This window comes from Pseudorhodoplanes sp. (assembly GCA_032027085.1).
Lineage (GTDB): Bacteria > Pseudomonadota > Alphaproteobacteria > Rhizobiales > Xanthobacteraceae > Pseudorhodoplanes.
Genome location: JAVSMS010000001.1, coordinates 4,697,378 through 4,722,342, shown reverse-complemented (window position 1 = coordinate 4,722,342; position 24,965 = coordinate 4,697,378). Strand labels below are relative to the sequence as shown.

The 24,965-nt window shown below is 59.9% G+C and carries 23 protein-coding genes and 4 pseudogenes; 16 read left to right on the top strand and 11 right to left on the bottom strand.

Going from position 1 to position 24,965, the window contains the following annotated elements; genetic code table 11:
* Positions 1 to 92: 92 nt before the first annotated feature.
* A pseudogene (locus RO009_23185) lies at positions 93 to 255 on the bottom strand (transposase).
* Here RO009_23185 and RO009_23180 point away from each other — a divergent pair.
* Both RO009_23180 and RO009_23175 read left to right on the top strand, forming a co-directional pair.
* Positions 245 to 547 carry a hypothetical protein gene (locus RO009_23180; protein MDT3687937.1) on the top strand — a complete coding sequence of 101 codons (303 nt, stop codon included), beginning with the start codon at positions 245 to 247 and terminating at the stop codon, positions 545 to 547. The pseudogene RO009_23185 and the gene RO009_23180 overlap by 11 nt on opposite strands.
* A 355-nt stretch (positions 548 to 902) precedes the next feature.
* Positions 903 to 2,092 (top strand): IS3 family transposase gene (locus RO009_23175; GenBank protein MDT3687936.1). Its coding sequence is split into 2 segments (ribosomal slippage): positions 903 to 1,152 and positions 1,152 to 2,092, totalling 1,191 coding nucleotides; the frame shifts between segments, so codons are not numbered across the junction.
* Between the two features lie 356 nt (positions 2,093 to 2,448).
* On the opposite strand, the gene RO009_23170 is transcribed toward RO009_23175, so the two are convergent.
* Positions 2,449 to 2,766 (bottom strand): hypothetical protein, encoded by a 318-nt coding sequence (locus RO009_23170; protein ID MDT3687935.1) that lies wholly within the window; start codon positions 2,764 to 2,766, stop codon positions 2,449 to 2,451.
* A 327-nt stretch (positions 2,767 to 3,093) separates the two neighbouring features.
* Between RO009_23170 and RO009_23165 the strand changes: the two genes are divergently transcribed.
* From RO009_23165 to RO009_23150, 4 genes are read left to right on the top strand one after another with little or no spacing between them, the layout of a single operon-like run.
* Positions 3,094 to 3,378: a hypothetical protein gene (locus RO009_23165; protein ID MDT3687934.1), complete on the top strand. Its 285-nt coding sequence runs from the start codon at positions 3,094 to 3,096 to the stop codon at positions 3,376 to 3,378.
* On the top strand, positions 3,375 to 3,755 hold the full coding sequence (locus tag RO009_23160; GenBank protein ID MDT3687933.1) for a hypothetical protein: 381 nt from the start codon (positions 3,375 to 3,377) through the stop codon (positions 3,753 to 3,755). Before RO009_23165 ends, RO009_23160 begins: the two co-directional genes overlap by 4 nt.
* Positions 3,736 to 3,999 (top strand): hypothetical protein, encoded by a 264-nt coding sequence (locus RO009_23155; protein ID MDT3687932.1) that lies wholly within the window; start codon positions 3,736 to 3,738, stop codon positions 3,997 to 3,999. The genes RO009_23160 and RO009_23155 overlap by 20 nt, the downstream gene beginning before the upstream one ends.
* On the top strand, positions 3,996 to 4,433 hold the full coding sequence (locus RO009_23150; protein MDT3687931.1) for a metallophosphoesterase: 438 nt from the start codon (positions 3,996 to 3,998) through the stop codon (positions 4,431 to 4,433). Before RO009_23155 ends, RO009_23150 begins: the two co-directional genes overlap by 4 nt.
* 211 nt (positions 4,434 to 4,644) lie before the next feature.
* On the opposite strand, the gene RO009_23145 is transcribed toward RO009_23150, so the two are convergent.
* The 5 genes and pseudogenes from RO009_23145 to RO009_23125 all read right to left on the bottom strand — a co-directional run bounded on the left by RO009_23145 (position 4,645) and on the right by RO009_23125 (position 9,503).
* A complete protein-coding gene (locus RO009_23145; protein MDT3687930.1) occupies positions 4,645 to 5,004 on the bottom strand; it encodes a hypothetical protein in 360 nt (119 codons plus the stop codon).
* A 161-nt stretch (positions 5,005 to 5,165) separates the two neighbouring features.
* Positions 5,166 to 6,179 carry an amidohydrolase family protein gene (locus RO009_23140; GenBank protein MDT3687929.1) on the bottom strand — a complete coding sequence of 338 codons (1,014 nt, stop codon included), beginning with the start codon at positions 6,177 to 6,179 and terminating at the stop codon, positions 5,166 to 5,168.
* A gap of 67 nt (positions 6,180 to 6,246) precedes the next feature.
* Entirely contained in the window at positions 6,247 to 7,866 is a 1,620-nt protein-coding gene (locus RO009_23135) for an FAD-dependent monooxygenase (protein ID MDT3687928.1), read from the bottom strand.
* A gap of 43 nt (positions 7,867 to 7,909) precedes the next feature.
* A pseudogene (locus RO009_23130) lies at positions 7,910 to 8,415 on the bottom strand (DDE-type integrase/transposase/recombinase).
* Positions 8,416 to 8,519: 104 nt separating this feature from the next.
* On the bottom strand, positions 8,520 to 9,503 hold the full coding sequence (locus RO009_23125; protein MDT3687927.1) for a tripartite tricarboxylate transporter substrate binding protein: 984 nt from the start codon (positions 9,501 to 9,503) through the stop codon (positions 8,520 to 8,522).
* Positions 9,504 to 9,726: 223 nt separating this feature from the next.
* Here RO009_23125 and RO009_23120 point away from each other — a divergent pair, with 223 nt between their 5' ends.
* The 5 genes from RO009_23120 to RO009_23100 all read left to right on the top strand — a co-directional run bounded on the left by RO009_23120 (position 9,727) and on the right by RO009_23100 (position 15,807).
* The gene (locus tag RO009_23120) at positions 9,727 to 10,458 is read left to right on the top strand and encodes a GntR family transcriptional regulator (protein ID MDT3687926.1); all 732 of its coding nucleotides are present in this window, start codon (positions 9,727 to 9,729) and stop codon (positions 10,456 to 10,458) included.
* Between the two features lie 77 nt (positions 10,459 to 10,535).
* On the top strand, positions 10,536 to 11,699 hold the full coding sequence (locus RO009_23115; GenBank protein MDT3687925.1) for an acyl-CoA dehydrogenase family protein: 1,164 nt from the start codon (positions 10,536 to 10,538) through the stop codon (positions 11,697 to 11,699).
* Entirely contained in the window at positions 11,692 to 12,759 is a 1,068-nt protein-coding gene (locus RO009_23110) for an acyl-CoA dehydrogenase family protein (GenBank protein MDT3687924.1), read from the top strand. Before RO009_23115 ends, RO009_23110 begins: the two co-directional genes overlap by 8 nt.
* 72 nt (positions 12,760 to 12,831) lie before the next feature.
* Complete coding sequence (locus tag RO009_23105; protein ID MDT3687923.1) at positions 12,832 to 13,668, top strand: p-hydroxycinnamoyl CoA hydratase/lyase; 837 nt, start codon at positions 12,832 to 12,834, stop codon at positions 13,666 to 13,668.
* Between the two features lie 12 nt (positions 13,669 to 13,680).
* Entirely contained in the window at positions 13,681 to 15,807 is a 2,127-nt protein-coding gene (locus tag RO009_23100; GenBank protein ID MDT3687922.1) for an acetate--CoA ligase family protein, read from the top strand.
* Positions 15,808 to 16,287: 480 nt separating this feature from the next.
* Here the strand turns inward: RO009_23100 and RO009_23095 are convergent, their stop codons facing one another.
* Genes RO009_23095 through RO009_23085 form a run of 3 tightly spaced genes read right to left on the bottom strand, consistent with a single transcriptional unit; the run spans position 16,288 to position 18,982 of the window.
* Complete coding sequence (locus RO009_23095; GenBank protein ID MDT3687921.1) at positions 16,288 to 17,085, bottom strand: ABC transporter permease; 798 nt, start codon at positions 17,083 to 17,085, stop codon at positions 16,288 to 16,290.
* Positions 17,082 to 17,930: an ABC transporter ATP-binding protein gene (locus RO009_23090; protein MDT3687920.1), complete on the bottom strand. Its 849-nt coding sequence runs from the start codon at positions 17,928 to 17,930 to the stop codon at positions 17,082 to 17,084. Before RO009_23090 ends, RO009_23095 begins: the two co-directional genes overlap by 4 nt.
* Entirely contained in the window at positions 17,927 to 18,982 is a 1,056-nt protein-coding gene (locus RO009_23085; protein MDT3687919.1) for an ABC transporter substrate-binding protein, read from the bottom strand. The genes RO009_23090 and RO009_23085 overlap by 4 nt, the downstream gene beginning before the upstream one ends.
* A gap of 341 nt (positions 18,983 to 19,323) precedes the next feature.
* On the opposite strand from RO009_23085, the gene RO009_23080 reads away from it, so the two are divergent.
* Entirely contained in the window at positions 19,324 to 20,247 is a 924-nt protein-coding gene (locus RO009_23080; GenBank protein MDT3687918.1) for a LysR family transcriptional regulator, read from the top strand.
* Between the two features lie 26 nt (positions 20,248 to 20,273).
* On the opposite strand, the pseudogene RO009_23075 reads toward RO009_23080, so the two are convergent.
* Positions 20,274 to 20,752, bottom strand: a pseudogene (locus RO009_23075) (helix-turn-helix domain-containing protein).
* 150 nt (positions 20,753 to 20,902) lie between these two features.
* Between RO009_23075 and RO009_23070 the strand changes: the two are divergent.
* The 4 genes and pseudogenes from RO009_23070 to RO009_23055 all read left to right on the top strand — a co-directional run bounded on the left by RO009_23070 (position 20,903) and on the right by RO009_23055 (position 24,714).
* Positions 20,903 to 21,037: pseudogene (locus tag RO009_23070) on the top strand (IS5/IS1182 family transposase).
* Positions 21,038 to 21,186: 149 nt separating this feature from the next.
* Positions 21,187 to 21,945 (top strand): IclR family transcriptional regulator C-terminal domain-containing protein, encoded by a 759-nt coding sequence (locus RO009_23065; protein MDT3687917.1) that lies wholly within the window; start codon positions 21,187 to 21,189, stop codon positions 21,943 to 21,945.
* 305 nt (positions 21,946 to 22,250) lie between these two features.
* The gene (locus RO009_23060; protein ID MDT3687916.1) at positions 22,251 to 23,864 is read left to right on the top strand and encodes a UbiD family decarboxylase; all 1,614 of its coding nucleotides are present in this window, start codon (positions 22,251 to 22,253) and stop codon (positions 23,862 to 23,864) included.
* A 250-nt stretch (positions 23,865 to 24,114) separates the two neighbouring features.
* A complete protein-coding gene (locus tag RO009_23055; GenBank protein ID MDT3687915.1) occupies positions 24,115 to 24,714 on the top strand; it encodes a UbiX family flavin prenyltransferase in 600 nt (199 codons plus the stop codon).
* Positions 24,715 to 24,965 lie beyond the last annotated feature (251 nt).

Genomic DNA, 24,965 nt, shown 5'->3' with positions numbered 1-24,965 from the left:
GCTCCCTTGCACCTGGTTCATAAAAGGAGAAGTTGTTCCAGTTTTGCCCCCTTGGGGGCGTGCTGCGAACTTAGTTGGCGAGAGCCTGTTGAGCTCGTGTGCGGTTGGTTGGTGTCGATCCTCCATGCTTTCGAGATCTGGCGCACCTCGTTGAGTTTGGTGAAATGCTCGTTCGGGCATTCGTCGCGCGGGCGGCCATTGAATCTCTCGACGAAGCCCATTCTGTATCGGTATACCCGGTGCGATGCAGTGCCATTCTGGCGCCAAGCCAGGATCGCGTTCGCTCGGTGCCGCCGTCGAAATACGCGCGTTCATCCTTCGACAGAAGGTCGCCTTTGACGTGGCGCCACGCCAGCGCATTCCACTTAGCCTGATCGACCGGCTCGTATCGCGCGATACGCTTGTGTTCCTCGCGCTGTGCCTTCGCCTTCCGCCGATTGATCTGCTTTTTCTTGCGCGCCGCCTCGTATTTTGCATCGAAATCGCCCATGCGCGCGTGCTCGGGCTGTGCATGCGCGTCAACGATTACCGATTTCGTGGCGGCTGAACCCACTTGATCCTGTCCTGATTTCGATCCGACGCTGATCGCGCTCTTCTTCTTATTCTTACCGACTAAAATTCGGTGCGGTCATGCAACTGTCAAGTCGTGTGGTCGAAATTTTTTGTGGATCGGGTGTTTGTGATCGCCAACAGTAACAGCACCAAACAGCACCAAGATGTTTCGAAGCTCGAAGCATTTTTGTTGAGCGTTAGAGCGTGCGATGCTTCGAATCTCGAATCATTTCGGTGATGCGCGGCGAGAAAAATGATTCGAGATTCGAAGTAATTTTGTTGCTCATGACCTTGCCCCGTGGGCTTAATCCAGTTTGAAGTTCGCTCTGGGCCAAGCTGAGGACCGGAGCATGAAGCGCAGCCGTTTTTCGGAAGAACAGATCATCGGGATATTGAAGGAGAACGAGGCCGGCGTCTCGGTTGCGGATCTGTGCCGCAAGCACGGGGTCAGCGATGCCAGCATTTACAAATGGAAAGCCAGGTTCGGCGGCATGGACGTGTCGGAGGCCAAGCGGCTGAAGAGCCTGGAGGACGAGAACAGCCGCCTGAAGCGGTTGCTGGCGGATGCCATGCTGGACAACGTGGCCCTGAAGGATCTTCTGGGAAAGAAGTGGTGACGCCCGCGGCCAAGCGGACAGCTGTCGCGCATCTCAGGGAGGCCTACGGGATGAGCGAACGGCGGGCGTGTAAAACCATCGGCTCCTGCCGCATGACCATTCGATACGCTTCAACGCGGCCCGATGACGGCCGTCTGCGCGCGCGCATGAGGGCGATCGCGCAGGAACGCCGGCGCTTCGGCTATCGGCGCCTGCATGTTCTGCTCAAGCGGGAGGGCTTCGTGGTGAACCACAAAAAGCTGTTCCGGCTCTACCGGGAGGAAAGGCTTGCTGTCCGCCGTCGTGGCGGGCGCAAGCGGGCGATCGGGACCAGGGCGCCGATGATGATCCCGGTGGCGCCCAATGCGCGTTGGTCGCTGGACTTCGTGTCTGATCAGCTGACTGACGGCCGCCGCTTCCGCATCCTCACCGTCGTTGATGACTGCACGCGCGAATGCCTGGCGCTGGTGGCGGATAGCTCGCTCTCGGGCGCCCGCGTGGCGCGCGAACTCGATCGGCTGATAACCGAGCGCAGCAGGCCCGGGATGATCGTCAGTGACAATGGCAGCGAACTCACCAGCAACGCCATCCTCGCATGGGCGGAGCAAACCCAGGTCGAATGGCACTATATCGCGCCGGGCAAGCCCATGCAGAACGCCTTCATCGAGAGCTTTAATGGCCGCCTGAGGGATGAGCTTTTGAACGAGACGCTGTTCACGTCGCTCGCGCAGACCCGAATTGCCCTCGCTTGCTGGCGGGCGGATTACAATGGCACGCGCCCGCATTCCCAGCTCGGGTGGAAAACGCCGTCCGAGTTCGCCGCCATTTTCCACCCGCGCCGGGATCTGGCGCTGCGCTCCGCCAATGGCTCCGCGCCAGCTCCCGTCGCTCACACCGCCCCACAGGGCAATCAAAGTTCCAGAAGCGAACTCAGTCTTGGATAAAACCTGGGGGCAACGTCACTCACCCCAGAGCAAAATGATTCGAGATTCGAAACATTTTCTCCCAGCCGTTTTAAAAAGCCTTTATCCCAGCGCTTCGCGCACGAAAATGCTTCGAGATTCAAAGTAATTTTGTTGCGCATCACGGCATAAATGATTCGAGATTCGAAACATTTTTCGCCCGCGGACGCGCGATAATGCTTCGAGATTCGAAGCATTCTGCGTGAAACAATTTTGGAGTTGATCGCCAGTTTGCACGCGCCGCGCCGTGACGTGGCGCGCGTGCAAATTAAATCAGGTTGCCCGCAACCTATCTCAACCTGCGCGTGGAAGTGACGGCGAGTTAACTGCCCTTCCCCCTATCGTTTGCGTGGAGGCATCGGTGGGTTGACAACCCAGTCTTTGTATCGACCGAAATTGTCGAGCAGATCTTGGTCCGCGCGCTCATTAACCGCTCGCGCCATGGCTTTGACGATCCAGCTTGAAAAGCTGACGCCCTCGTTTCTGGCGGCCATTCGTGCTTCAAAATCCAGATCTCTATGGAGCCGCAGCCCGATCCGCTCGGTTTTCTGGTCCCCGGCCTTTTGACGCGGCGGACCGATCTCGCCGCGCAGGTAGGCCATGCGGTCGTCGTTCTCCTCGTTCTCGTTAAATTGACGCGGCACATTCCGCAGCATTGGCCCTTTTCGTTTTTTAACCATTCTAACCAGGCCTTGCTTGTATGTGGTCCCGTTGTCTGACATTGTGCCCATTATGACAATGTCCAACAAATGCCACCCCACCAGATTCGCCGCCCTGCGTCCAGCTTGGATCCGCCGGTGCGGTACCCGGACGGCTCCGTTCAGCGGGCCGGCTCAGGCGGCCGACCTGCGGGCGCTTGAGGAGCCGCATAATCGAGCCCGGCTGCGGGCACTGCAGCTGGAATGGGTCCTCGACACGCTGGCCGAGGACAGGCTCGAGTGCGCGCCGGTGCCGCTCGAGGTGCGGGATCCGGAGACGGAATCATGACTGGCGCCCCTGGCGACCTTGAAAAGGAGATCGCGCGACTCCGGCGCGGGTGGCGGCCAAGCACGGAGGATCTCGTCGACGTGCCGGTGATCCGCGGGTGGTCGTTTGGTTTCCGACCGGGCAGCCGCGCCGCCCTGTGCCTGTGGGGCGACGTGCGAGGTCATCCGACCTTTGGCGACAGAGCAATTTACACCAGCGCGCTGGTCGCAATCGACGAGGCGGCCGGATGGGCGCGCACAGTGAACCGATACTACCGCCTGATCGAAAGTGTGACGTCATGATCGCAGTTCCGTACACCCCCGCCGAAGTCGTCGCCCGTCGCGAGCGTCTGTTGAACGATCTACAGAAGTTCGCGTCCGGCTGGACGCCGTCCGCGGACGATCTCGCGCAGGCGCCAGTGCTTTCCGGCTGGATGTTCGATTTTTATCCCGGCAGCGACCTTTTGAATCTCGTCGGCGTCGTCACAGGTCACCCGCGTCTGCCGGACGGCTGGGTTACCACAAGTCCGTTGGCCGCGATCGATTTAGCTAACGGCTGGGCGCGCACAGCGGGCCGGTTTTATCGGCTCGGTGAACGGGCACCGTTCAAGCGCGTAGACGACAATGATCAAGTAATCGATGTGACAAGTGGAGTTGGCGATGCTGCGGGTCAAAGTTGAGTTGGTGCCGGGTGGCTGGGAGGGCGGTTCGCGCGAGATCGCGCGCGCTGAGATCGGCAACATCAGCAACCTAGCCGACATGTCGGACTACGCGGTCCGCGTCTCCGAAGGTCGTAACTCCGTGGCCGGCACTGAAGCTTGGTCTTGCGAAGGCAAGATCTTTGCGCACGATCGCCGGACCAGCGTCTGGTCGCTGGTTGCGAAGGTTGCGCACTGGGCGGCGCAGGAGGCGGAGCGGTCTTGAAACTATGGATCCTGTCAGATCTCCATATGGAGAAACGCAGCCTTCTGCCGGTGCAGAAGAGTCCTGACTTCGATGTATTGGTCTGCGCCGGCGACATATTCGATGGCAACCCGGCTTATTCGATGAACGTCGTCCGATCGTTTGCTGGTGACCGACCGGCTGTCTTCGTGTCCGGTAATCATGAATACTGGCACCTCGGTACAGCCGCCGCTGCAATCGATGCCGCCCGCGCCGCTGCAGCGCGAACCGGTGTACATTTCTTAGAGCGAGACACGGTGGTGATCGGCGGTGTGACATTCGCTGGCGCGACGCTGCGGGATGAGCCGCCAGCCCCGGAAACTGTCTCTTTTCTGGAGAAGTCGCATGCTGATGTCGTGGTGACGCATTTCCCGCCGTCACCAGAGGTTTTCGCGCGCGTGCAAGCGTCGCTTTGAATTTGTGGCCATGAGCATGGGCACGCCGACTTAAAGGTCGGTGACCGCCGGCTTGTCCGCAACGCGCTCGGATACCCGGGCGAGGAGGCGCTCGGGTTTCAGCAGGATTTTGTTGTTAACACTAAGCCAACCCCTTGAAGCTGGCATGTCGCAACAGGCCGGCCGGCGTAATTTCGGTGAACTGAATCGTCGCCTTTAACTTCGGCTGCACTCATATTGTGCCCGGCTTCCTGATTTTTTCACTCAGCGCCGGCTTATCGATTGTAATGGCGTCGAGCATCCTGCGAAGCTTGGCGGCGCCGCGGGGGGGGAACTCGTCGATCAGGGTCAGCAGTCTGACCCGGCCACCATCATTGGTCTGCGCTTCGACAAAATCGTAGCTCCAGAAGCGCTTGGAGAGATTCGAGATCCGAATGTCTGGCAGGCGGCTACGTCCGCCTGCCGCGTCCGCTGGATTTGACATCATTGCGTTCTTTCTCAGCGATCGGGCTTGGATCGGCCAATCGCTTTCGGCGCGATGTTCAGGATGCTGCGATGACAGACATGGTTGACTATGAATGCCCCACGCCATTGGCGAAACCCCTGATTGTCCCGATGTCGTCGAGATTGATCCGGCTATCTGATTTGCCGGCTGCACGTGCTGCGTCGGTCGGCATCAGAGATGCCCCCCGAGAGTAACAGTGCAATCGGATCGGGGCGCTCATTGTCCTCTCCTTCGCTGCCGGCCACTGCTCAGGCCGGCTTCAAACCGAATAACAACTGCGCATTGCGAAAAGAGATCTTCTCGCGGACCTCGTTTGACATTTCGATGGATTCAAGGACCTTGATTGTGTCGCGGATATAGCCAGGACCCTTTTCCGGATCGAACGGGCTGTCCGATGCAAACAACACCCTGTCTTCGCCGAAGAATTCCAGTCCACACACCGTCGCAGGGCGCGAGCCAAAGGTCGCGGTATCGGCGTAGAAATCCTTGAAATAGTCGAACGGACGCTTTTTCAGCCGCTGGAGAACGGGCTTGTAGTCCTCATCGGACGTCCGGTTCCCGAGTTGATCCCAGCCGGGGCCGACCCGGCCCTCGAAATACGGAATCATCGCTCCAAGGTGATGAGCAAGCACCTTGAGATTCGGAAGCTCATCCATGATGCCGGAGAATACAAGGCGGGCCAACGCCGCACTGGTTTCGTATGGCCAGCCGAATGTCCACCAGATCTCGTATTTCGATTTCTTCTCCGTCGCGTAGTCCGGCATCGACGCACCGCGAGACGGATGCAGCATCACCGGCCGGCCGTACTTTGCGGCAACTTCGAATACAGGGCGGAATTGCGGCTCATCCAGCGGAGCGCCGTTTATGTTGCTGTGGAGTTGAACGCCATTGGCTCCGAGCTCCTTGAACGCACGCTCGAGTTCGCGCGCCGCGCCGGGGGAGTTCATCGGGAGCGATGCAAGGAAGCCGTCGAAGCGGTCCGGATACTTCGCGACCAGTTCAGCCATTCCGTCGTTCCCGAGCCTGGCGAATTCCTCGACCTGCTCAGGTGTGCCCAACGCCTCGAGCGGCGGCATGCCAAGAGAGATAACCTGCGTGTAGTCGGAGAACTGGTCCATGACCTTGAAGCGGGTATCAAGGTCGTAGATTGCGGGGATTCCGCGCATGCGCTTTCCGATGTCGCGCGCGGCTCCGTCGGAAACAAGCATTTTTTCCCAAAGTGCCTCTGGGAAAAAGTGATTGAAAGCATCGATGTAACGCAAGAGTTTGCCTCCTGTACTGGGCGTTTTGGGAAGATCGCGGAAGGTCGATTTGCCTGGCACCAATTGGTCAATGCCCCGTGGCTCTTGCAGCAAGGGCTGCGGGATCGTCATGCAGCTTGTTGCCGCGCCAGACGATATGCATGTCAGGCCGCACCAGCACCAGGTCGTGACCATAGACATCGCGGGCGACGGGATCGGGTATGTCGATAGCCCTTGCCGGGGCACCGTAGTTCTGCAACGCCTCGATGAGTTTCGAGGTGTCGGCTCCGCTGCCGCCGAGGCGGATCAACGTAAAGCCATCGTCCGGGATACGGTCCTGAATCGGTGCACCGTCGTTTAGCCACACGTGCGGCAGGCGCGCACCCGGCCAAGTGGTCGGATGGTACTCACGGAAACGGTGTTCTGGACCTCCGGGAATGTCATCGATGATCGGCGAACTGACATATCGATAGCCAAGTTCCGCTCCGATCATTTCGTTGGTCTTGCGCTGCTCGATATCAGCAACCGCCGCCAGGGACTTGCGCGTCGCCTCACCATCCAGGGTATTATCGCGAATATTAGGCCGATACTGTGATCGCCACTTGCGCCGGCCGAGCGATGCATAACGGGAAGCACCGACATTGTTCTCACCGACCAGGCGACGCTCGATTTCGTACGAACGGAGAATATTTTCGCCGGCCCAACCGTCGAGCGCAGCGGCTAGCTTCCACGATAAGTCGAGGGCGTCGCCGACGCCGGTGTTCATCCCGAGGCCACCGGTCGGGATAACAAGATGCGCGGCATCGCCAGCCAAAAATACGCGACCGTCGCAGTAGCGATCAGCAAGCAGCAGATTTTGTCGCCATGGATTGCAGGATAACATTTCATATTTAACCGGAGCGCCGATAACCGCTTCGAATTGCGCTTTCATTGCCACGTCACTGTCGACCACAGCGTGCAACGTGAAGTGCTTGGTCGAATCCTGCATGATCAGGAAGCTCGCTCGGTCGTCAGCCACGTGATAATGGCGGCCCCGGCCAGGGCCCTGTCCAAGCGGGATGCGATCAAAAAGATCCTCGCAGTAGTAAAGCGCCTGCCGCAATTCCAACAGATTGCCTTCGCCACGCAATTTGATGCCGAGTTGTTTTCGAACGCGGCTGGCACCGCCGTCACAACCGACGAGATATTGAGCGCGAACATTTTCGGTCTGACCTTGGCCAGATCGTACAGTCGCAATGACTCCTTCCGCGTTCTGCTCCAGAGCAAGTAACTCGCATCCATACCGGACGTCTACGCTTGGAAAGGATTCCGTAATCGATTTCAGAAGCGGCTCGAGCGTATATTGTGAGATAAGCTGATATGGTTCGCAAGAAAGGGTGCCGTTGTTACTGCTTGCGAGTTCTCGACGGGATTCGTCGACCGATGGATAGGGCAGGCGCAGCAGCGGCCTTTCGATCATCGAAAGGATCACATAGACATCCATCGGAATGTCCGAACGCAAGCCGACCTCGCGAATGCGGTCGGCAACGCCAATGCGCCGGTACATCTCCATTGTCCGCGCATTGCACCGCTCCATCTTTGGCAAGAATTGCGGCGCTGCCTTTTGCTCGATCAAAAGTGTCCGAATCCCCCTACGACCAAGATCAATGGCCATTGTCAGGCCTACAGGGCCGGCACCAACGACTATAACCTGTGGGGCATTGGACATTCGACGTTCCATAATCTCATTACCGTCCAGAAGTCGCCGGGCCCCAGTTGTATCGATGCAGCGAGCGCGGCAATTCGGCCTTTTGCTGCTGTGAGTTGCGATAGGCCTGTGCGTAGGCCCATTCGCGCAAGCTGCTCTGGATGAAGCGCACGGCCTTGCCGTTGGTCTTCGGCGTGCAGGGCCGGGTTCTGATGTGGCGTAGCCCGAACCGCTTGCAGGCTCTGCGGAAGGCGAAGGACTTGTAGCAGGCACCGTTGTCGGTCATGACGCGCTCGACCTTGATGCCGAGGCTTTCGTAGTAGGCGAGCGCAGCGTTGGAGAACATGATGGCGCTGCGCTTTTTCTCGCTCGGCATGACCCTGGCGAAGGCAACGCGCGAATGATCGTCGATGGCGACATGGACGAACTCCCAACCCGCACCGGCATTGCGACGCCTTGTCGGTCGCCAGTGATGCGATGGCCGATCCGGTTGAACCGGCCGAGCTTCTTGATGTCGATGTGGATCATCTCGCCAGGCTTGTCGCACTCATAGCGGCGGATCGGCGCGGCCTCCTATTCCATTAAACACCTTAACTTAGTGTCAATGAAACCCGGTGCAGTCCAGTTCGGACAGAATGGACGAGGGCGCATCGGGCAGAAACCGCGGCGCCGTTTCATTCGAGCTGGACGTTGGCCTTTGCTACCGCGTCGCGCCAGAAGTTTTCGTCGCTGTTCCATACCTCACGCAAGTGCTCGACCGATCCGCCGACCACGAATGTCCCTGTCTGCTTCAACAATGCCCTCACGTCCGCGGCCTGCAGCGCGCTGTTGATCTCGCGATTGAGCAATGCGACAATTTCGGGCGGCGTTCCGGCAGGCGCGGCGAACGCAGTCCAGATCGTTTTTGCCAGCAACGGGAAGCCAACCTCTCCAATGGTCGGCGTATGGGGCAGTTCGGCATAGCGCCTAGGAGCAACGATGGCGAGCGCCTTCACCTGCCCGCTCCTGACGAACGGCGCTACGAATCCCAACTGGTCGAACATCATTGACACGCGACCGGCGATCATGTCGGTCATGGCCGGAGCGCTGCCCTTGTACGGAATGTGCTGAAGGTCGATTTGGGCTTCCGTCTTGAAGAGTTCGCCCAGGAGATGGGGGGTCGTGCCGATCCCAACAGAGGCAAATCCGAGCTGCCCTGTGTTTGCCTTGGCATAAGCTAGGAATTCGGAAGCGCTATTGACTTCGATCTTGCCGCTGACCACCCAGACGGTCGGTGTCTCGGCCGCCAAGATCACCGGGGTGAGTGTCGCTCTTGGATGGAAATCACGCTTCTTGTAGAGGTTCGGCACCACTGCAAAGGTACTTGTGGTGCCGCACAGCAGCGTGTGGCCGTCCGGCTCGGACTTGATGACGGCGTTGGCACCGATCATCGTGGCACCGCCCGGCCGATTATCAACGATAATCGGCTTACCCAGGCTCTGCTGCAGTTTGTCGGCAACCCGCCGGGCAATCACGTCGGTCGGGCCGCCGGCCGGAAATGGGACGATGATCTGGATAGGTTTTTTTGGATAGGCCTGGGCCGAAGCCGGAGTTCGCGGCAGCAATGCGAAACCGACCATCGCGCTAAGGCATGATCGCCTGGACATATCCCCGAGCATCTCTTCCTCCTCCCTAGTTGTTTGTTTTGTGTCGCTCCTGGCAAAGACGGGAGACCGCTTTTTGCAGTCGCCCCGTTGCCCGCGCACGACCCTCGTGAACGGATTCATTCAGGGCGGGCGGCGCCAGGGCCGCGCATCGCCCGCGGCGTGGTCGTATGGCTGTCTTGATCATCCCACTTGCTAATGGATACTAACTTCACTATTTGGTATCCAATTGGATCCAATGTCAAGGAGGAGATCGATGTCAGAGCAATCCCGCGTCATCCACGAGCTTCGCCGCATGATTTTGCGCGGCGAATACGGCGCGGGCGAACGGATCACCGAGTTGTCCGTTGCCGAGAAGTTGGGCGTCTCGCGTACCCCGGTGCGCGTTGCGTTCGGCGCCTTGGAGCGTGAGGGCTTGCTGACCGTCTGGCCGGCCGGTGGCTACACAGTCACCACGTTCACCCCAAGGCAGATCAGCGACGCCTTCGAGGTGCGCGGTCTACTGGAAGGCTTCGCTGCGCGGCTGCTCGCGGAGAAGGGCCTGCCGCGCGACGTCGCGCGCCAACTGCGCGCCTGCCTGGAGGAGGGTGACGAGATTTTCGCCCAGGATACGTTCGACGTGGCGACCGATTTCGAGCGCTATGTTGACATGAACGCGCGGTTCCATGCGCTCATCGTCGACAATACTGACAACCAGCCGCTCAAGCGGGCGCTTACGCTGAACGACGCGGTCCCCTTCACCTCGGCGCATTCGTTGGTTTTCAATCGCACCAAAGCCATCGGCAAGGGCTTTCGCCTGCTGAGCTTCCTGCATTTCCAGCATCACGCCATCTTGGAGGCGATCGAGGCGGGGGAGGGCGCGCGGGCCGAAGCGGCCATGCGCGAGCACGCTTATACGGCGCGCCAGAACCTTGGAAAGATTAACGAGGCGGTCCCGCCGGACCGCCTCGTCCGGCTGATGTGCGCATGAGCGCCGTCCAAGATTAACAGCAAGAGTTGCGATATTGTATCCAATTGGATGCAATATCGCTCCGTAAAGAGGGAAGAATGCTGCGAGAGGAAACCGGCGCGGACCACGCCTTCCGCATGGATGCCCGCGTCTGGCTGGCGCAGAACCTTGACCCCTCCCTGCGCGATCTGCCGGGACGCCCCGATCCGGAAAGAATGCTGAACTGGTGCCGTCGGCTGCACGCAAAGGGCTGGCTCGTTCCGCATTGGCCACGTGCCTATGGCGGTAGTGAACTGACGCCGGTGCAGCAGCTGATTCTGTATGAGGAACAGGCCCGTGCCGGCGTCCCCGAGATCTCGCTGCAGGGCATCAACCATATCGGCCCTATCCTCATTCGCTTTGGCAGCGAGGATCAGAAGCGTCGCCATCTGCCGCCGATCCTCGATGGCAAAGTGATCTGGTGCCAAGGCTATTCCGAGCCGGGTGCTGGCTCCGATCTTGCCGGCTTGCGCACGCGCGCGGTCGTCGACGGCGATCACCTCGTCATCAACGGCTCCAAGATCTGGACCACCTGGGGCCATTACGCCCATTGGATGTTTGCCCTAGTGCGCACCAGTGCGCCTGAGCTGCGTCGCAACGCCATCACGTTCGTCCTCATCGACATGGCATCGCCGGGCATCACCCGGCGCCCTATCAAGACCATTGCGGGCGAAGACGAGCTCGCCGAAATCTTCTTCGACAACGTCCGCGTACCGATCGAGAATGTCGTCTTGGGTATCGGCCAGGGCTGGGCGGTGGCGACCGAACTCCTCAACGAGGAACGGCTGCGCGGCTCCAATCCAAGCTTTGCCCTCAAGGCCTTGTGGCGCCTGCGTCGGCTCGCCGCCTATACCGGTATCGATCGCGATCTCGGCGTGCGTGACAGGCTCGCCGCGTTGGAGATCGAGGCCGAGGCGGTGTCCGCCTCCTATCTAGATCTGATGGAGACCGTTGACGACAGCAATGTCGCGAGCGCCGACAGCTCGTTCATCAAGATCATCGGGACCGAGGTGACGCAGCGTATCACCGAAGCGATGCAGGAGCTTGCCGGCCCGCTCGCCGCAGTCGAGCACTCCGTCCCCTACGACGGACGTCAGGTCGATTTCAGTGGACTGCCGCTGCAGGCGCGCCGGCTGTCGATCTTGGGCGGGACCAATGAGATCCAGCGCTCGCTCATCGCCTCACGCGTCCTGCAGTTGCCGCGGGGAGGAACCCGTGCTTGAGCACAATGAAAGTGCGCGTCTGGTTGGCGATGGCGCGCGCGCGCTGTTCGAAAACGCTGGCGGCATAGGTCGCGCGCGTCAGCGGCGTGAACATCCGGTCCTCGACCGCGCCGTGTGGGACGAGATGGCGGCGCTCGGCTGGTTCGGCATGCTCGTTCCGGAGGCGGACGGCGGCTGCGGTTTCACGATGACCGATACTATCGAGCTGCTCGAGGCCATGGGCGCCGCCCTTGCGCCCGAGCCCGTGCCGCTTACTCTTGCCGCCGTGTCCGCCATTGCGGCTCTCAACAGCGATGAAGCACGCGCGTTACGCAACCGCATCATGGCCGGCCACGACATTCCATTCATTGCGCCCTTGGTAGAGCTTTCCGTTCAGTGCGATCGCCTCAGCGGTCGCACGGGCACCCATGCAGATCTGCATCTCGCCAATACCTTCCTAATCGGCGCCCAACTGGACAACGAATCGATGCTGCTTGCGGCCGCGCCGGGAGTTGCCGGCTTCACAATCGCGACGGTCCGCACGGTCGACGGCGGCAGCGCTGGCCATCTTCTCTTCGATGACGTCAATATCACTGCCCTGCGCGTGCTCGCACGGGGCTCGGCCGCGGAAACGGTCCTGCGCGACGCCGCCGACATCGCGCGCTTGTGCCGCGCCGCCATTCTGGTCGGCCTGATGGACCGTGTCCTGGCGATCACCGTTGACTATCTGAAGACGCGCGTGCAGTTCGGCGTGCCTATCGGCTCGTTCCAGGCGGTCCAGCACCGCGCCGCTTCGGCCCATGTCGATGTCGCCTCGAGCCGTTCCCTCGTGCGCGAAGCGGTCCGCGCGGTGGGCACCGCACGTCAGACCAGGGCCGCCGCCGCCGCCAAGGCGTACGTATCCAACGCGGCCATGCGGGTCACGCACGAGGCAATCCAGCTTCACGGTGCCATCGGATTCACCGACGAACATGACATCGGTCTCTACCATCGCCGCGCCATGGCACTCGTCGCCGCCGACGGCGGTGTTGCTGCCGCACGAAGAGTGTGGGCCGAGGCGCACGAGCGTGCGGAGATCTAACCAATGCGTCGCATGACGCAGGTCATGCGCATTAACTTCAGCAAAATCAGGGAGACGACGATGATCGAAAAGATGCAGAAATACGGCGATTGGAAAAATGTTCTTGTGCAGATCGATGAGGGCATCGCGTGGGTTACCCTTAATCGTCCGGATAAGCGCAACTGCATGAGTCCGGCTCTGAACCAGGAGATGATCGAGATCCTTGACGCGCTGGAAAGCGAGGATGCAGTCGGCGTCCTCGTTCTCACTGGCGCCGGCGAATCCTTTTCTGCCGGCATGGACCTCAAAGAGTTTTTCCGCGAGTCCGACCATCTGCCGTACGTCCACCAGACAAAGATCCGTCGCCAGGCGGTGCAATGGCAGAATCGCATGCTGATGAATTTCCCCAAGCCGACCATCGCAATGGTCAACGGCTGGTGCTTTGGTGGCGCCTTCACGCCGCTTGTCAGCTGCGACCTCGCCATCGCCGCTGAGGAGGCGCAGTTCGGCGTATCGGAGATCAATTGGGGCATCATTCCCGCCGGCAACGTTACGCGCGCCCTCGTCGCGACGATGAACCTGCGCGACGTCATGATGTATGTGACGACCGGCCGGACCTTCGACGGCCGCAAGGCGGCAGAGATGGGACTTGTCAATGAGGCGGTGCCGCTGGCAAAGCTGCGCGAGCATACCCGCGCGCTTGCCAAGGAGTTGCTCGGCAAGAATCCGGACGTACTCCGCGCGTGTAAAACCGCGGTGCGCCATGTCCAGAATATGCCTTGGGATATGTCGGACGAGTACCTGGCTGCCAAGCAGGGACAGACACGTCTTTACGACCGCGAGCAAGGACGCGCCAAGGGTCTAAAGCAATTTCTCGACGACAAGAGCTTTCGACCTGGATTGGGCGGCTATCGACGAGAAGCCGAATAGCGAGTTTGGGCCATGTCAACGGCGCGTTCAGCCATGGAGCGATTGTTGCGACCAAAGTCGGTCGCAGTCGTTGGGGCGTCCTCCTCGCCGGGTTCGCTCGGCGCAGGAGTGCTCGCCAATCTCAAGCGTTGCGGCTTCAAGGGCGATGTTCACCTCATCAATCCGAATCACGCCGAGATCGATGGCCGTCCGTGCCTGCGCAACACGAGCGAGTTGCCCTACGGTGTGGATTGCGCCATCTTTGCCATTCCACAGTCTGGTATGCGCGAAGCCGTCGCTGGCTGCGCTGCGCGCGGCGTCGGCGGAGCAATCATTTTCACTGGGGGCTTCGCCGAAGCGGGCGCGAAAGGCCGCGCTCTTCAAGACGAGATCGCTGCGATCGCGCGCACGCACGGCATGTTGATTGAGGGGCCGAACTGTCTCGGCCTTGTTAACAATGTCGACAGCGTGGCGCTGACCTTCAGTGTCGCCAAACCATTTCGACTTGGTGATCGTTCCGGGATCGGAATCGTTTCGCAGAGCGGCGCCATGGCGAGTGTATTGCGTGCTGCCCTGAACGCTCACGATGTTCCTTTCTCCTACGCCATCTCTACCGGCAATGAAGCGGTCACCGGTATTGAGGATTATGTCGAATTCCTTATTGCCTGCCGTTCGACCCAGGTTCTAACTCTTATTGTCGAGCAGTTCCGACAACCACGACGCTTTCTCGACCTTGCTCGGCGCGCACGCGAGGCAGGCAAACCGATCGTCGTCCTCCATCCTGGCCGCAGTGCGGCGGCGCGTGTCTCGGCGCAGACGCACACGGCGGCGATGAGCGGTGACTACCAAGTGATGAGGTCGTTCGTCACCCATGCGGGTGCGATCGTCGTCGACACCATCGAAGAGATTATCGATGTCAGCGAGGTGCTGTTGCGCTTTCCGCGGCCGCCACGCGGTGGAATAGCAGTCGTTACCGAGTCGGGCATCTTCAAAGGACTTGCCCTCGATTATTGCGAGCAACTCGATATCGATTTGCCGGCACTATCCCAGGCAGATTCGGTTACCCTCGGCGAATTCGCCCCAGGCCTGATCCAGCCAAGCAATCCCCTCGATCTCACGGCACAGGCGTTGGGACAGCCCACGCTTTTCACTAAAGCAGTGACAACGCTGCTCCACGACGACCGCTATGGCTGGTTCGTCATCAACGCGATGTGCACGGATGCGGCACAGACACAGCGGCGCATGCAGCCCATCCTTGACCAGTTCGCGACCAATCCGCCCTCGAAGCCAGTGATCTTCACAATGCTTGGCGACGATGCCGAGATGCCGTCGGCGATCGTCAGCGGCTTCCGTGACCTGGGGGTGCCGTTCTTCCGCTCGCCCGAGCGGGCGCTGCGGGCTTTGTCGCGGGTGGTACAATATGCCAACAGCGATGCGAGGCCGCGCGTGGTTACCCCCGAACTGCGCGCGGTTGCCCCCACCGGTTGCGCTCTTCTGCCTGCGGGCATAATTCCAGAACATGTCGCCAAGGGTCTGCTGGCCGAGGCGGGATTCACGGTGCCTAAGGGTATTTTTGTTCAGGACCTGGATGCCGCCCACAAGGCCGCCGCGGCAATTGGTTTCCCGGTCGTGCTGAAAGCGCAATCGGCCGCCCTGTCACACAAGAGTGACGTCGGTGGCGTCGTCCTCGGCATCGCCGACAATGCTTCGCTCACGGCTGGGTGGGCGAAGTTGTGCACTGACATTGCCAAAGCCAAGCCAGGCTTTGAGCTTGACGGGGTTCTCGTTGAGGCCATGGCGCCGAAGGGGATTGAGCTCATTCTCGGCGCCCGCAACGACAAGGACTGGGGCCCGGCCCTGATCGTCGGTCTTGGCGGCATCTGGGCGGAAGCCCTGCGCGACACCCGCCTTTTCCCGGCGGATCTCGAGCCTGCGGGAATCGCTGCGGAACTGCGGAAACTGCGCGGCGCCAAGCTCCTAGCCGGGTTCCGTGGCATGAGACCGGCGGACATAGCCGCCGCCGCTGATCTGGTCGCTCGGCTCGGCGCTTTTATTACTGCACATCCGGAGGTCGAGGAGATCGACGTCAATCCGCTTGTGGTCTATCCAGAGGGCGAAGGAGCAATTGCACTCGACGCTCTAATTATAGGACGGGCTTGACGATGACCAAGCTCTTTGCCACCAGCCTCTTGGAACAATCAAGACGAGCTTCCTGCCGCAACAGCACGGTCTGTTAATCGGCGGGAGGTGGTGCTCTGCGAAACCGAGCAGGACGTTCCCAATCTGTGAACCGGCGAACGCGGAGCTGTGACCTTGCCCCCAGAATTTATCTAAGGCTGAGCTCGCTTCAGGAGCTTTTTGAAGCGCTCCCGGTTTTTAGGCCAGCCGGTGCTGGATTTTCCGGGTTAACGCTCATTCCGGCGGGTGCGCCGCAGAGCCGTTGCTTGCGGGCGAAGATCGTCTCCACCGCCGTCTTCATATTGTCGTAAATGCCGCGGCCGGGCCGCCATCGATAATCATAATCCTTGATTTATTCGGGCGTGCTGCCGGGTATCTGTTGGCTCAGGATCGGCCGTGGCTGTTGTAGCGCGGCTGCAGGTCCGTGCGGTACGCGACGAATTTCACCCGGGCCCGCTGCCATCATCGCCGCCAGGGGACGAGTATTTTCTCAATCTCGTTCAGGAGGAGATTGAGGGCGAGTCCGATCATGGCGATAACGAACAATCCAACATACATCTGTTCGACCGCGAAGGTCTCCCATGCGTTCCAGATCATGTAGCCAAGCCCGCTCTTGGCGCCAACCATCTCGGCGATCGCGATCAACACGAGGCCCATACCCACACCAAGTCTAATCCCGGTGAGAATGACGGGCAAGGCGCCGGGCAACGCGATATAGCGGAATGTCGACCAGCGGCCGGCTTTAAAGTTTTTGCCAACGTCGAGATAGATCTTGTTGATCTCAAGTACGCCGGCGGTTGAGTTGATCGCGATCGGAAAGAACACTCCGAGCGCCACCATGAAGACTTTCGAACCCTCGCCCAATCCGAAAATCAACAGCGCCAACGGCACGATCGAGCTTTTTGGGATCGGGTAAAGCGCCGAGATCAGCGGTTCGAATGTGGCCCGGACCGGGCGGCTCAAGCCCATGACGATGCCCAGCACGAGCGCTGGGACGCCACCGAGAAGGTAGCCCCACGTGAGCCGCTTGAGGCTCATCCACAGATGAATCCACAACTCGCCGGATTCCATCATGGCTAGAAGCGTGACAAAAATGCTGCTTGGAGCGGGAAAGAACCGCACGTCGATAAAACCGGCGCGGGCGGCGACCTCCCAAACAAGAAGAAGGGCGATGGGCGAGGCAAAGCTGATTAGGCGGTCGGTCAATGCGAATGACAGCCGTAGTTTTCGTCCAGCCGGCGGAGCCGTGACCACGCTCACGTACTGCCTCCTGTCTGTTCGCTCTGTTCGCGTGCGCGCTGCACTTCGTCGCGCAGGCTCGCCCAGATTTCATATACTAGAGCGCCGAATTCCGGCTCCCTCTGCAGGTCGAGAACGTTGCGAGGCCGTGCGAGCGGTACTTGGATCAGGGTCTTCAGCCGACCAGGATGTGCCGTCATCACCATGATGCGGTCGCCGAGGATTACTGCCTCGTCCACACTGTGGGTAATGAACAGGACGGTCTTCTTGTGCTCCTCCCAGATGTGCAGCAATTCTTCTTGCAGGATCAGCTTGTTCTGGGCGTCCAGCGCCGAAAACGGCTCGTCCATAAGTAGGATTTCGGGGTCGTTGGCGAAAGCGCGAGCAATAGATACACGCTGGCGCATACCGCCAGAAAGTTGGTGCGGATAGGTTTGGGCAAACTTGGTGAGGCCGGTGCGATCGAGATAGTGACCGACCGCCTCTCTGATCTGTGCCTTCGGAACATTGCGCATGTGCAACCCGAAGGCGGCGTTTTCCCACACCGTCATCCAGGGAAAAATCGAATCCCCCTGGAACACCATCGAATTAACGGGCCGCCCGGAGGCTGTATTGGTCGATATTTCGAACTGGCCCGAACTCGGAGTGTCGAGGCCGGCGAGGATGCGCAACAAGGTGGTCTTGCCGCACCCCGACGGGCCTACAATCATGAAGAACTCACCCGGAGCAATATCCAGCGAGACGCTCTCGATCGCGGTGAAGCTGCCGTAGGCCTTCGTCAGCTCGCAAATGCGGATCGCCGGCCGCTCGGCCGGCGCCGCTCCGCTGCTGTTCGTCGGCAGCGGTCGCAGATAGCGTGCGCTCACAGCCCGGATTTCTTATAGGGGCCGAGCTCTTTGAGCGCAGCGTCGACAAAACTGCGGTCCAGCACGTCGTCGACGGCGACGGTGCCTTTGATCTGGCCGTTGTCTTTAAAGAACAACCAGTCATTCTTCATGCTGATAACGTTAACCCATCCGTCCGGATTTGCGCCGTGGGTGGTCATCGTCTTCAGCAATGCTTTATCCTTGATATTGCCGTAGCGAATGAAGATCTCAATCAGTTCGTCGGCACCGTTTCCGGCTAGATGGCCGTCTTTCAGCGCATTGTTATAGTCGCGAACGGCACGGATATAACCTTTCATGAAGCGTTTGGCGACGTCCGAACGCTTGGTCGCAAATTCGCCACCATAGAGAATCACGGCGGTTTGCGCATTCGGATAGAAGGCATCGTTGCCGGTGAGCCGCGTGGCGACACCCGCCTTGATCAGTGCGGAGACGGTGGGCTCGGTGGTGATGCTCGCGTCGATGGCGCCATTCTGGAACGCGGTCATGTGTTTCGAGAAGCCGAGATAGACTTTTTCGACGTCGGAAAATCTCAGTCCGGCGCTGATCATGGCCTGATTGAGCACGGAGGCGTCGCTGCTTGCTGCGGCCACGATCGCGACCTTGCGCCCTTTCAGGTCAGCCAGCGACTTGATGTCGCCGCTGTCGACCAGCGCTTTGCGCACCATGAACGATTGGAAGCCATAGCCAGGAGCATTACGGGCCTTGTCGGCAACGACCCGCAGGTTGATCCCGCGTTCGACGGCGTTGTAGAGCCCGGACGACGCGGCACCCGCGCCGACATCGAGTTGGCCTGCACCGAGCGGAGCAATCATCTTAGCGGCGGAATCGAAGGTATGGAACTGCACCTCGAGATCGGCATCTTTGAAATAGCCCTTGGCATCGGCGATGAACAGCGCAATGTCGCTGCTCGCATTGACCACGCCGACCGATACGCGATCGGCGGCCTCCGCGCCAAGCGCCGAGGCGATTGTCACAACGAACGCAGCGGCGAATTTGCAAGCTGCCTTTATACGCGGGATGACCGAGATCATTAGCGACTCCTGGAGTTCCTCGTTGTTTCTTGATTTGTTACGGCGAGCGAACCCCGCCGTCGCAGCTCGCGGTGGCCTAGCGAAGTCTGATCGTCATTATCCTGGACGTGTACTAGGCCTTGGCCCGTCGGGCGCGAGCACGCTTTCCGCGGACCAAGTGTCAGAAGCCTTGGCCTTGATACCATATGCGCGAGGGCGTTGGAAAAACGCATGAGACACCAAGCGGCTGCGTAGGTATTTCGATTAGCTAAGCTTTTCGTTAGAGACAAATACAGAATTTGAGGGCAAACTATACAAAAAGCTTATAGCAAATGGGCGGACGAACTCGGAGGCCGTGCGCATTGCAATTGAGTTTGAAGCAATTAACCTATTTTGCCACCGTCGTCCGCGCTGGCAGTTTCATTGCGGCCAGCCGGCAGTTGAACGTGTCGCAGCCGGCGCTCGGATATCAGGTGAGAAACCTCGAAGGGTTGCTCGGCGTCAAATTGCTGAAGCGGCTACCACGAGGCGTGCTGCCGACACCGGCGGGTAAGGAATTGCTCACACATGCCGAGGCGGTGTTTGAGCGCTTGGAGGAGGCCAGCTCCGCTATGGCCGCTTATCGTGTCAAGTCAACGCGCAATTACGCATTCGGCGTTACTCCGACATCTGGAAAAGCATTGGTTCCGGACCTGCTCGACGTATGCAACCGGGATCGCCGACTGAATATCGCGATTCGGGAGGGGTTGTCGGTCGAACTCGTGAACCAGGTCATGGATGGACATCTGGATATGGGGGTCTGCTATAATCCGCCGCCGCATCCGCACATGCCCGTCATTCCGCTGTTTCGCGAGGATATGTTTCTGGTTGGGCCGCCCGAATTGATCGGGAGTAAGGCAGATGGCGTTGCTTTCGCGGAGCTTTCGGCCTTTCCGCTGATGCTGGATACAAGGTTCCAACTGACACGGGCTCTTATCGAGCGTATTGCGGAGGAGCGCGGCGTCCACCTCAATGTGATGATCGAGATCGAATCAACCGATTTCAAGCGTGAGCTACTGGTCGCCAAACGGTGCTGTACTGTGGCGTCATATGGGTTGTTCCTGCATGAAATCACGGCCGGGTTGTTGCGGGGCCGGCATATCATTGAGCCGTCGATCAACCGCACGCTCAGCCTGATCGGGCGGCCGGGTTTGCCAAGTGACGACCTCGAATTCATGCGCGCAACCCTCGCACCGATAGTAGCGCAGAAAGTCGCCGAGGGGCATTTTTGCTGGCATCCGTTGTGAATGTTTTTCGGCGGATCGGTGCCGTCATCGGCGGTTTTCGCCGCAACCCCCGGGTCATCGCTCTCGCTCCAGGACTTGCGGGCAGCAAGGTCGATCTTGTGCTCGCGCAGGAAGCGCCAAACATACTGAACATCAACGTCGCCCAGGTCCTTGGCCAAAAACGGACCGGTCCACCGGGCATAGCCGTGAGGCGCAGGCTGATTCCAGAAGCGCCAAAATGCGCTTGTTCGTGGCTTTGCCGTAGATCGGCAGTCTACTCCAATGCGGCAGATCGTTAAGGCCATCAAGGCCATGGATCGGCAAAGGGCCGGTACCAGTTGCTGACAATGCGTGTCTGAACCCCGACCTCCTTGGCAATCGAACGCGTGCTACGGCCCTCAGCCGCAAGCAGTATTATCCGCGCGCGCCTGACGTCACGCTGCCGCGTGGTCGAGGCCCGGCAGTGAGCCTCAAGCACCTTGCGTATCTTCGGCTTCAGCCGAACTCCTCTTGCTTCGGGAATTATCCCGATCCTGAATCACGACTCACTCCCGATGAAAATTGAGTACTAGGGTCGGGACTCATTAATTCTGGTGCTGCAGCAGCAATTCTGGTGCCGCAGCAGCGCAATCCTTATTTCATTAAACCTTGATTCGATTCTGAATAGGATCGGGCCATGTGCAGGAACTTGTTTTGGCTAGGCGACGAGCAGTGGGGGCGGATCAAACCGCATTTGCCGACCGATCTCCGTGGCGTCGCGCGCGTCGACGATCGCCGGGTCCTCAGCGGGATCGTGCATGTTCTCAAAAGCGACTGCATCGGCCGGCCCAGCCTGCCGGATGGCGATTTCGAGTTCATGCGCGCGCCGCTCGCGAGCAGAGGATTGTCGAACGCCGTTTTTGCTGGCATTCCCTGTGAGCGTGGCATCCGAACAAGGGTTCCTCCCATCGTGATATTGGCATGAGCTCGATAAACGCCCTGCATCGCGGCCTGATCGTGCTGCGCGCGATCAACGATGGCCATGCGCAGATCCGCGAGATCGCGGCCGTGACGCGTCTGCCGAAATCGACAGTGGCACGCATGGTCGAGACGCTAATGGCCGACGGCTATCTCCTGCAGAACGAGCGCAAGGGCTATCACCCGACCGCGCGCGTACTAACGTTGTCGCGCGGCTACCAAGCCGGCAACATGCTGCTGGAAGTGGCGCGGCCGGTGTTGGAAGGATTGCGCCAGCACCAAATTTGGCCGACAGACCTCGCCGTGCTTGACCAAGACGCCATGGTCATCATGGATACCGGGCGCGATCCGGGCACGCTATCGCTCAACCGCACGGTCGGCTCGCGCCTGCCGGTGCTGGCAACCGCCCTCGGCCGCGCCTTCCTCGCTTTCGCCTCGCCCAAAGTCGTCGAGGAGACGTTGATGCGCTTGGCGCAGTCGTCGAACCCCTTCGACGCGCCGGCTAAGAATCCAGAATCGGTGCGGCGCCTGCTCGCGCAGGTGCGCCGCCAGGGCTACGCCACCGGCGACCGCGAATACCAGCGCACTACCCGCACCGCCGCGGTGCCGATCATGGTTAACGGCGCGCCGGTGGCGAGCCTCAACATCATGGTAGTACCGAGCGCGATGAGCCTTGAACAGTTGGTGCGCACATTGCTGCCCTCGGTGCGCAGCGCAGCGAAGGCGATCAGCACCGCGCTGTCACAGGGGCCGCGCCGCTAGCGCGTCTCGCTCTAAGCGGAACATTGTTACGCATCTGCGATCTTCCTCCTGCAATGAGCAAAAGGAAGAATCGGAGCCTGTGACATTCGTCTGCGCTAAATCTCGCTGATGCTGACTTGGGCTGTCATCGATCATAACGACACGAGCCCGGCGCTACACCGCCTTATCCAACGCGCAGAAAGAGCTATTCCGTATCGTGGAACGATATTCCGAAATTACTTGCCGGCTGACACCTGTCCGCCTAGCCTCAACCGTCGGATACACAGCAGGTCCGTTTGAATTCTCGCGGCAGAAGGTTTTTGCAAATGAACAAGATGGCAGACGCGAAGCTCGCTGCACAGGTGGCGGGGACGGCGCAAGGAAAACCGATCCAGGACCTGCGCGAATGGCTTGGGCGCGTCGAGGCGATCGGCGAATTGCAGCGCATCACCCAGCCGACCGACCGCGACGAGGAGATGAGCGCCATCTCTTATCTGGTCGCGAAGCAGCAACCCTCGCCCGCCGTGCTGTTCGAAAACGCGCAGGGTTTTGACAAAAGCCCGATCGGCGCGCGGCTCCTGTGGAACATTCTCGGTCCGAGCCTGAAGCGCGTCGCGCTGACGCTGGAGGAGCCGGCCGACACCGACACGGTCGAACTGATCCGCCGCTCCAAGGACAAGCTGAAGAGGCGCATACCGCCGCGCGAGGTGGTGAAGGCCGAGGCGCCGGTCTGTGAGAACACGCTGACCGGCGACCAGATCAATCTCGATCTCCTGCCAATCCCGCGCCACTGGCCCCTCGACGGCGGTCGTTATGCGGGCACCGGCGACGCGGTCATCACCCGCGATCCCGACAGCGGTTATCTGAATATCGGCACCTACCGGATGATGCAGCAGGGCAAGAGGCAGGTCGGCCTCTATCTTTCGCCCGGCAAGGATGCGCGTCTCCATATCACCCGTGCGTGGCAGCAGGGTAAGCCGATCCACGTGGCGGCCGCCTGGGGCATCGATCCCCTGTTCATGCTGGTGGGGTCGCAAACGTTCCCGAAAAATGTCTCGGAATATGAGTTTGCCGGCGGCATCAAGGGCGAGCCGATTCCGGTTGTGCGCGGCACAACCACCGACCTTTTGCTGCCGGCGAATGCCGAGATCGTCATCGAAGGCGTCATTCGCCCCGATTCGGTGAAGGCGGAAGGCCCGTTCGGCGAGTTCCCCGGCTATTACGGACGCCCCGAGGCCGGTTGCCCGCTGGTCGACGTCACCGCCATTCATTTCCGTTCAAAGCCGATCCTGACCAATGCGCTGATGGCGGACTATCCGTCCTGCGAGCAGAGCGGCTTCTTTTCCGTCATTCGCTCGGCCAAGATCTGGGATGATTTGGACAAGCTCGGCATTCCCGGCATCCACGGCGTTTATTCGCATCCGGCGGCGGCGGGCGGCTTCGGCATGACGGTCATCAGCCTCGAACAGCGCTATGCCGGTCATGCGGCGCAGACGCTGGCGCTGGCCGCACAATGCCCGGGGGGCGCTTACTACACGAAGTGGATCATCGCCGTGGACGAGGACATCGATCCGACCGACATGGATCAGGTGATCTGGGCGATGGCCAGCCGCTGCAATCCGATCGACGACATCGACATCCTGCGCAACACTTGGAGCACCTGGCTCGATCCGACGCAGAACCCGCCGGAGAAGCGACCCTATGGATCCAAGGCGCTGATCAATGCCTGTAAGGAACATCGTTACCTGCCGACCTTTTCCAAGCGCACCACCTTGCGCAAGGAGGTCTATGATACGGTGGCGGGCCGCTGGCAGGCGCTTGGGCTGCCCGGACAAATCCCGCTGGTGCGGGCGTTCGAAACGGACAACAAGGTGACCTATCATGAGGTTGGCGGCTTCGAACCTGGCCACCAGCCGGGCGAAGAGGGCAAGAAAAAATAGCGCGACGTTCGAGCGTTTCGTTCGAGACCCTATCAGCGGGTGCGTCAAACCCGACTTACCTCTCCTAACCGCACTCGGGATTTACCCGAGTGCGGTCACGAGAACACATTCGACGTCCCCGGTAGTGTTTGCCTTCGCAATAGAGAAGTCGATCGAAGTATTCTAACTCTTGATAGTATAAGCGGTCTGCTAAACCGTCGCTCGCGGCCTGCGACCTGAACATAGCAACCATTTCTATGGAACAGACAGAATGCGACGCGTTATTGTGGGCATGACAGGTGCGACCGGCGCTATTCTCGGCATCCGCTTGCTTGAGACATTGAAGCAATGCGAAATCGAATCCCATCTCGTCGTCACGAAGTGGGCGCAGCGCACGATCGAGCATGAAACATCCTATTCGATGGAAGACGTGCGCGCGCTTGCTACGGTCTGCCACCACTCGGCAAATATGGGTGCTTCGATTTCCTCCGGTTCGTTCCTCACCGAAGGCATGGTCGTAGTTCCCTGTTCGATGCGGACGCTCGCAGGAATAGCGCATGGCTACGGCGAGCATCTCGTGCATCGCGCGGCAGACGTCGTGCTCAAAGAAGGACGCAAACTTGTGTTGGTGGCACGCGAGACACCGCTCTCCAACATTCATCTGGAGAATATGCTGAAGCTGTCACGTATGGGCGTGACGATGCTGCCACCGATGTTAGCCTTCTACAATCATCCGAAGTCGATCGATGATCTCGTCGATCATATTGTGGCGCGCGCGCTCGATCAATTTGGCATTGTGGCACCTTTCGCAAAGCGCTGGAAGGGCGAGATGCAACATCGATCGGCACCGGCGAGCGCCATGTCGCTATAGTTCGGCCGATTAAGAAAAAAAGGAGATCGTGAGGTTTTGAATCGGCCGCGCCGCTCCCAGCGTCGATGAACTGATAAGTACGTTTCCGCTGGAGCGCTACCGGCCCGATGGAGAGGACATGAGAGCATTCACATTCATCCTGGGGCGCTCGCAACATTGCTTCCCGCCGTGCCGGCCGGCGCCGAGAAAGGCCTGTCGGATCGCCCGGTCACCGTCGTGATGCCGTTCGCGCCGGGTACGGGCCCCGACAT

Excerpts from the sequence above, each read along its gene's own strand:
- RO009_23180 (MDT3687937.1), top strand. The coding sequence starts at position 245 with ATGCAGTGCCATTCTGGCGCCAAGCCAGGATCGCGTTCGCTCGGTGCC.
- RO009_23170 (MDT3687935.1), bottom strand. The coding sequence starts at position 2,766 with ATGCTGCGGAATGTGCCGCGTCAATTTAACGAGAACGAGGAGAACGAC.
- RO009_23165 (MDT3687934.1), top strand. The coding sequence starts at position 3,094 with ATGACTGGCGCCCCTGGCGACCTTGAAAAGGAGATCGCGCGACTCCGG.
- RO009_23160 (MDT3687933.1), top strand. The coding sequence starts at position 3,375 with ATGATCGCAGTTCCGTACACCCCCGCCGAAGTCGTCGCCCGTCGCGAG.
- RO009_23155 (MDT3687932.1), top strand. The coding sequence starts at position 3,736 with ATGCTGCGGGTCAAAGTTGAGTTGGTGCCGGGTGGCTGGGAGGGCGGT.
- RO009_23145 (MDT3687930.1), bottom strand. The coding sequence starts at position 5,004 with ATGGCGTGGGGCATTCATAGTCAACCATGTCTGTCATCGCAGCATCCT.
- RO009_23135 (MDT3687928.1), bottom strand. The coding sequence starts at position 7,866 with ATGTCCAATGCCCCACAGGTTATAGTCGTTGGTGCCGGCCCTGTAGGC.
- RO009_23125 (MDT3687927.1), bottom strand. The coding sequence starts at position 9,503 with ATGCTCGGGGATATGTCCAGGCGATCATGCCTTAGCGCGATGGTCGGT.
- RO009_23120 (MDT3687926.1), top strand. The coding sequence starts at position 9,727 with ATGTCAAGGAGGAGATCGATGTCAGAGCAATCCCGCGTCATCCACGAG.
- RO009_23115 (MDT3687925.1), top strand. The coding sequence starts at position 10,536 with ATGCTGCGAGAGGAAACCGGCGCGGACCACGCCTTCCGCATGGATGCC.
- RO009_23105 (MDT3687923.1), top strand. The coding sequence starts at position 12,832 with ATGCAGAAATACGGCGATTGGAAAAATGTTCTTGTGCAGATCGATGAG.
- RO009_23100 (MDT3687922.1), top strand. The coding sequence starts at position 13,681 with ATGTCAACGGCGCGTTCAGCCATGGAGCGATTGTTGCGACCAAAGTCG.
- RO009_23085 (MDT3687919.1), bottom strand. The coding sequence starts at position 18,982 with ATGATCTCGGTCATCCCGCGTATAAAGGCAGCTTGCAAATTCGCCGCT.
- RO009_23065 (MDT3687917.1), top strand. The coding sequence starts at position 21,187 with ATGAGCTCGATAAACGCCCTGCATCGCGGCCTGATCGTGCTGCGCGCG.
- RO009_23060 (MDT3687916.1), top strand. The coding sequence starts at position 22,251 with ATGAACAAGATGGCAGACGCGAAGCTCGCTGCACAGGTGGCGGGGACG.
- RO009_23055 (MDT3687915.1), top strand. The coding sequence starts at position 24,115 with ATGCGACGCGTTATTGTGGGCATGACAGGTGCGACCGGCGCTATTCTC.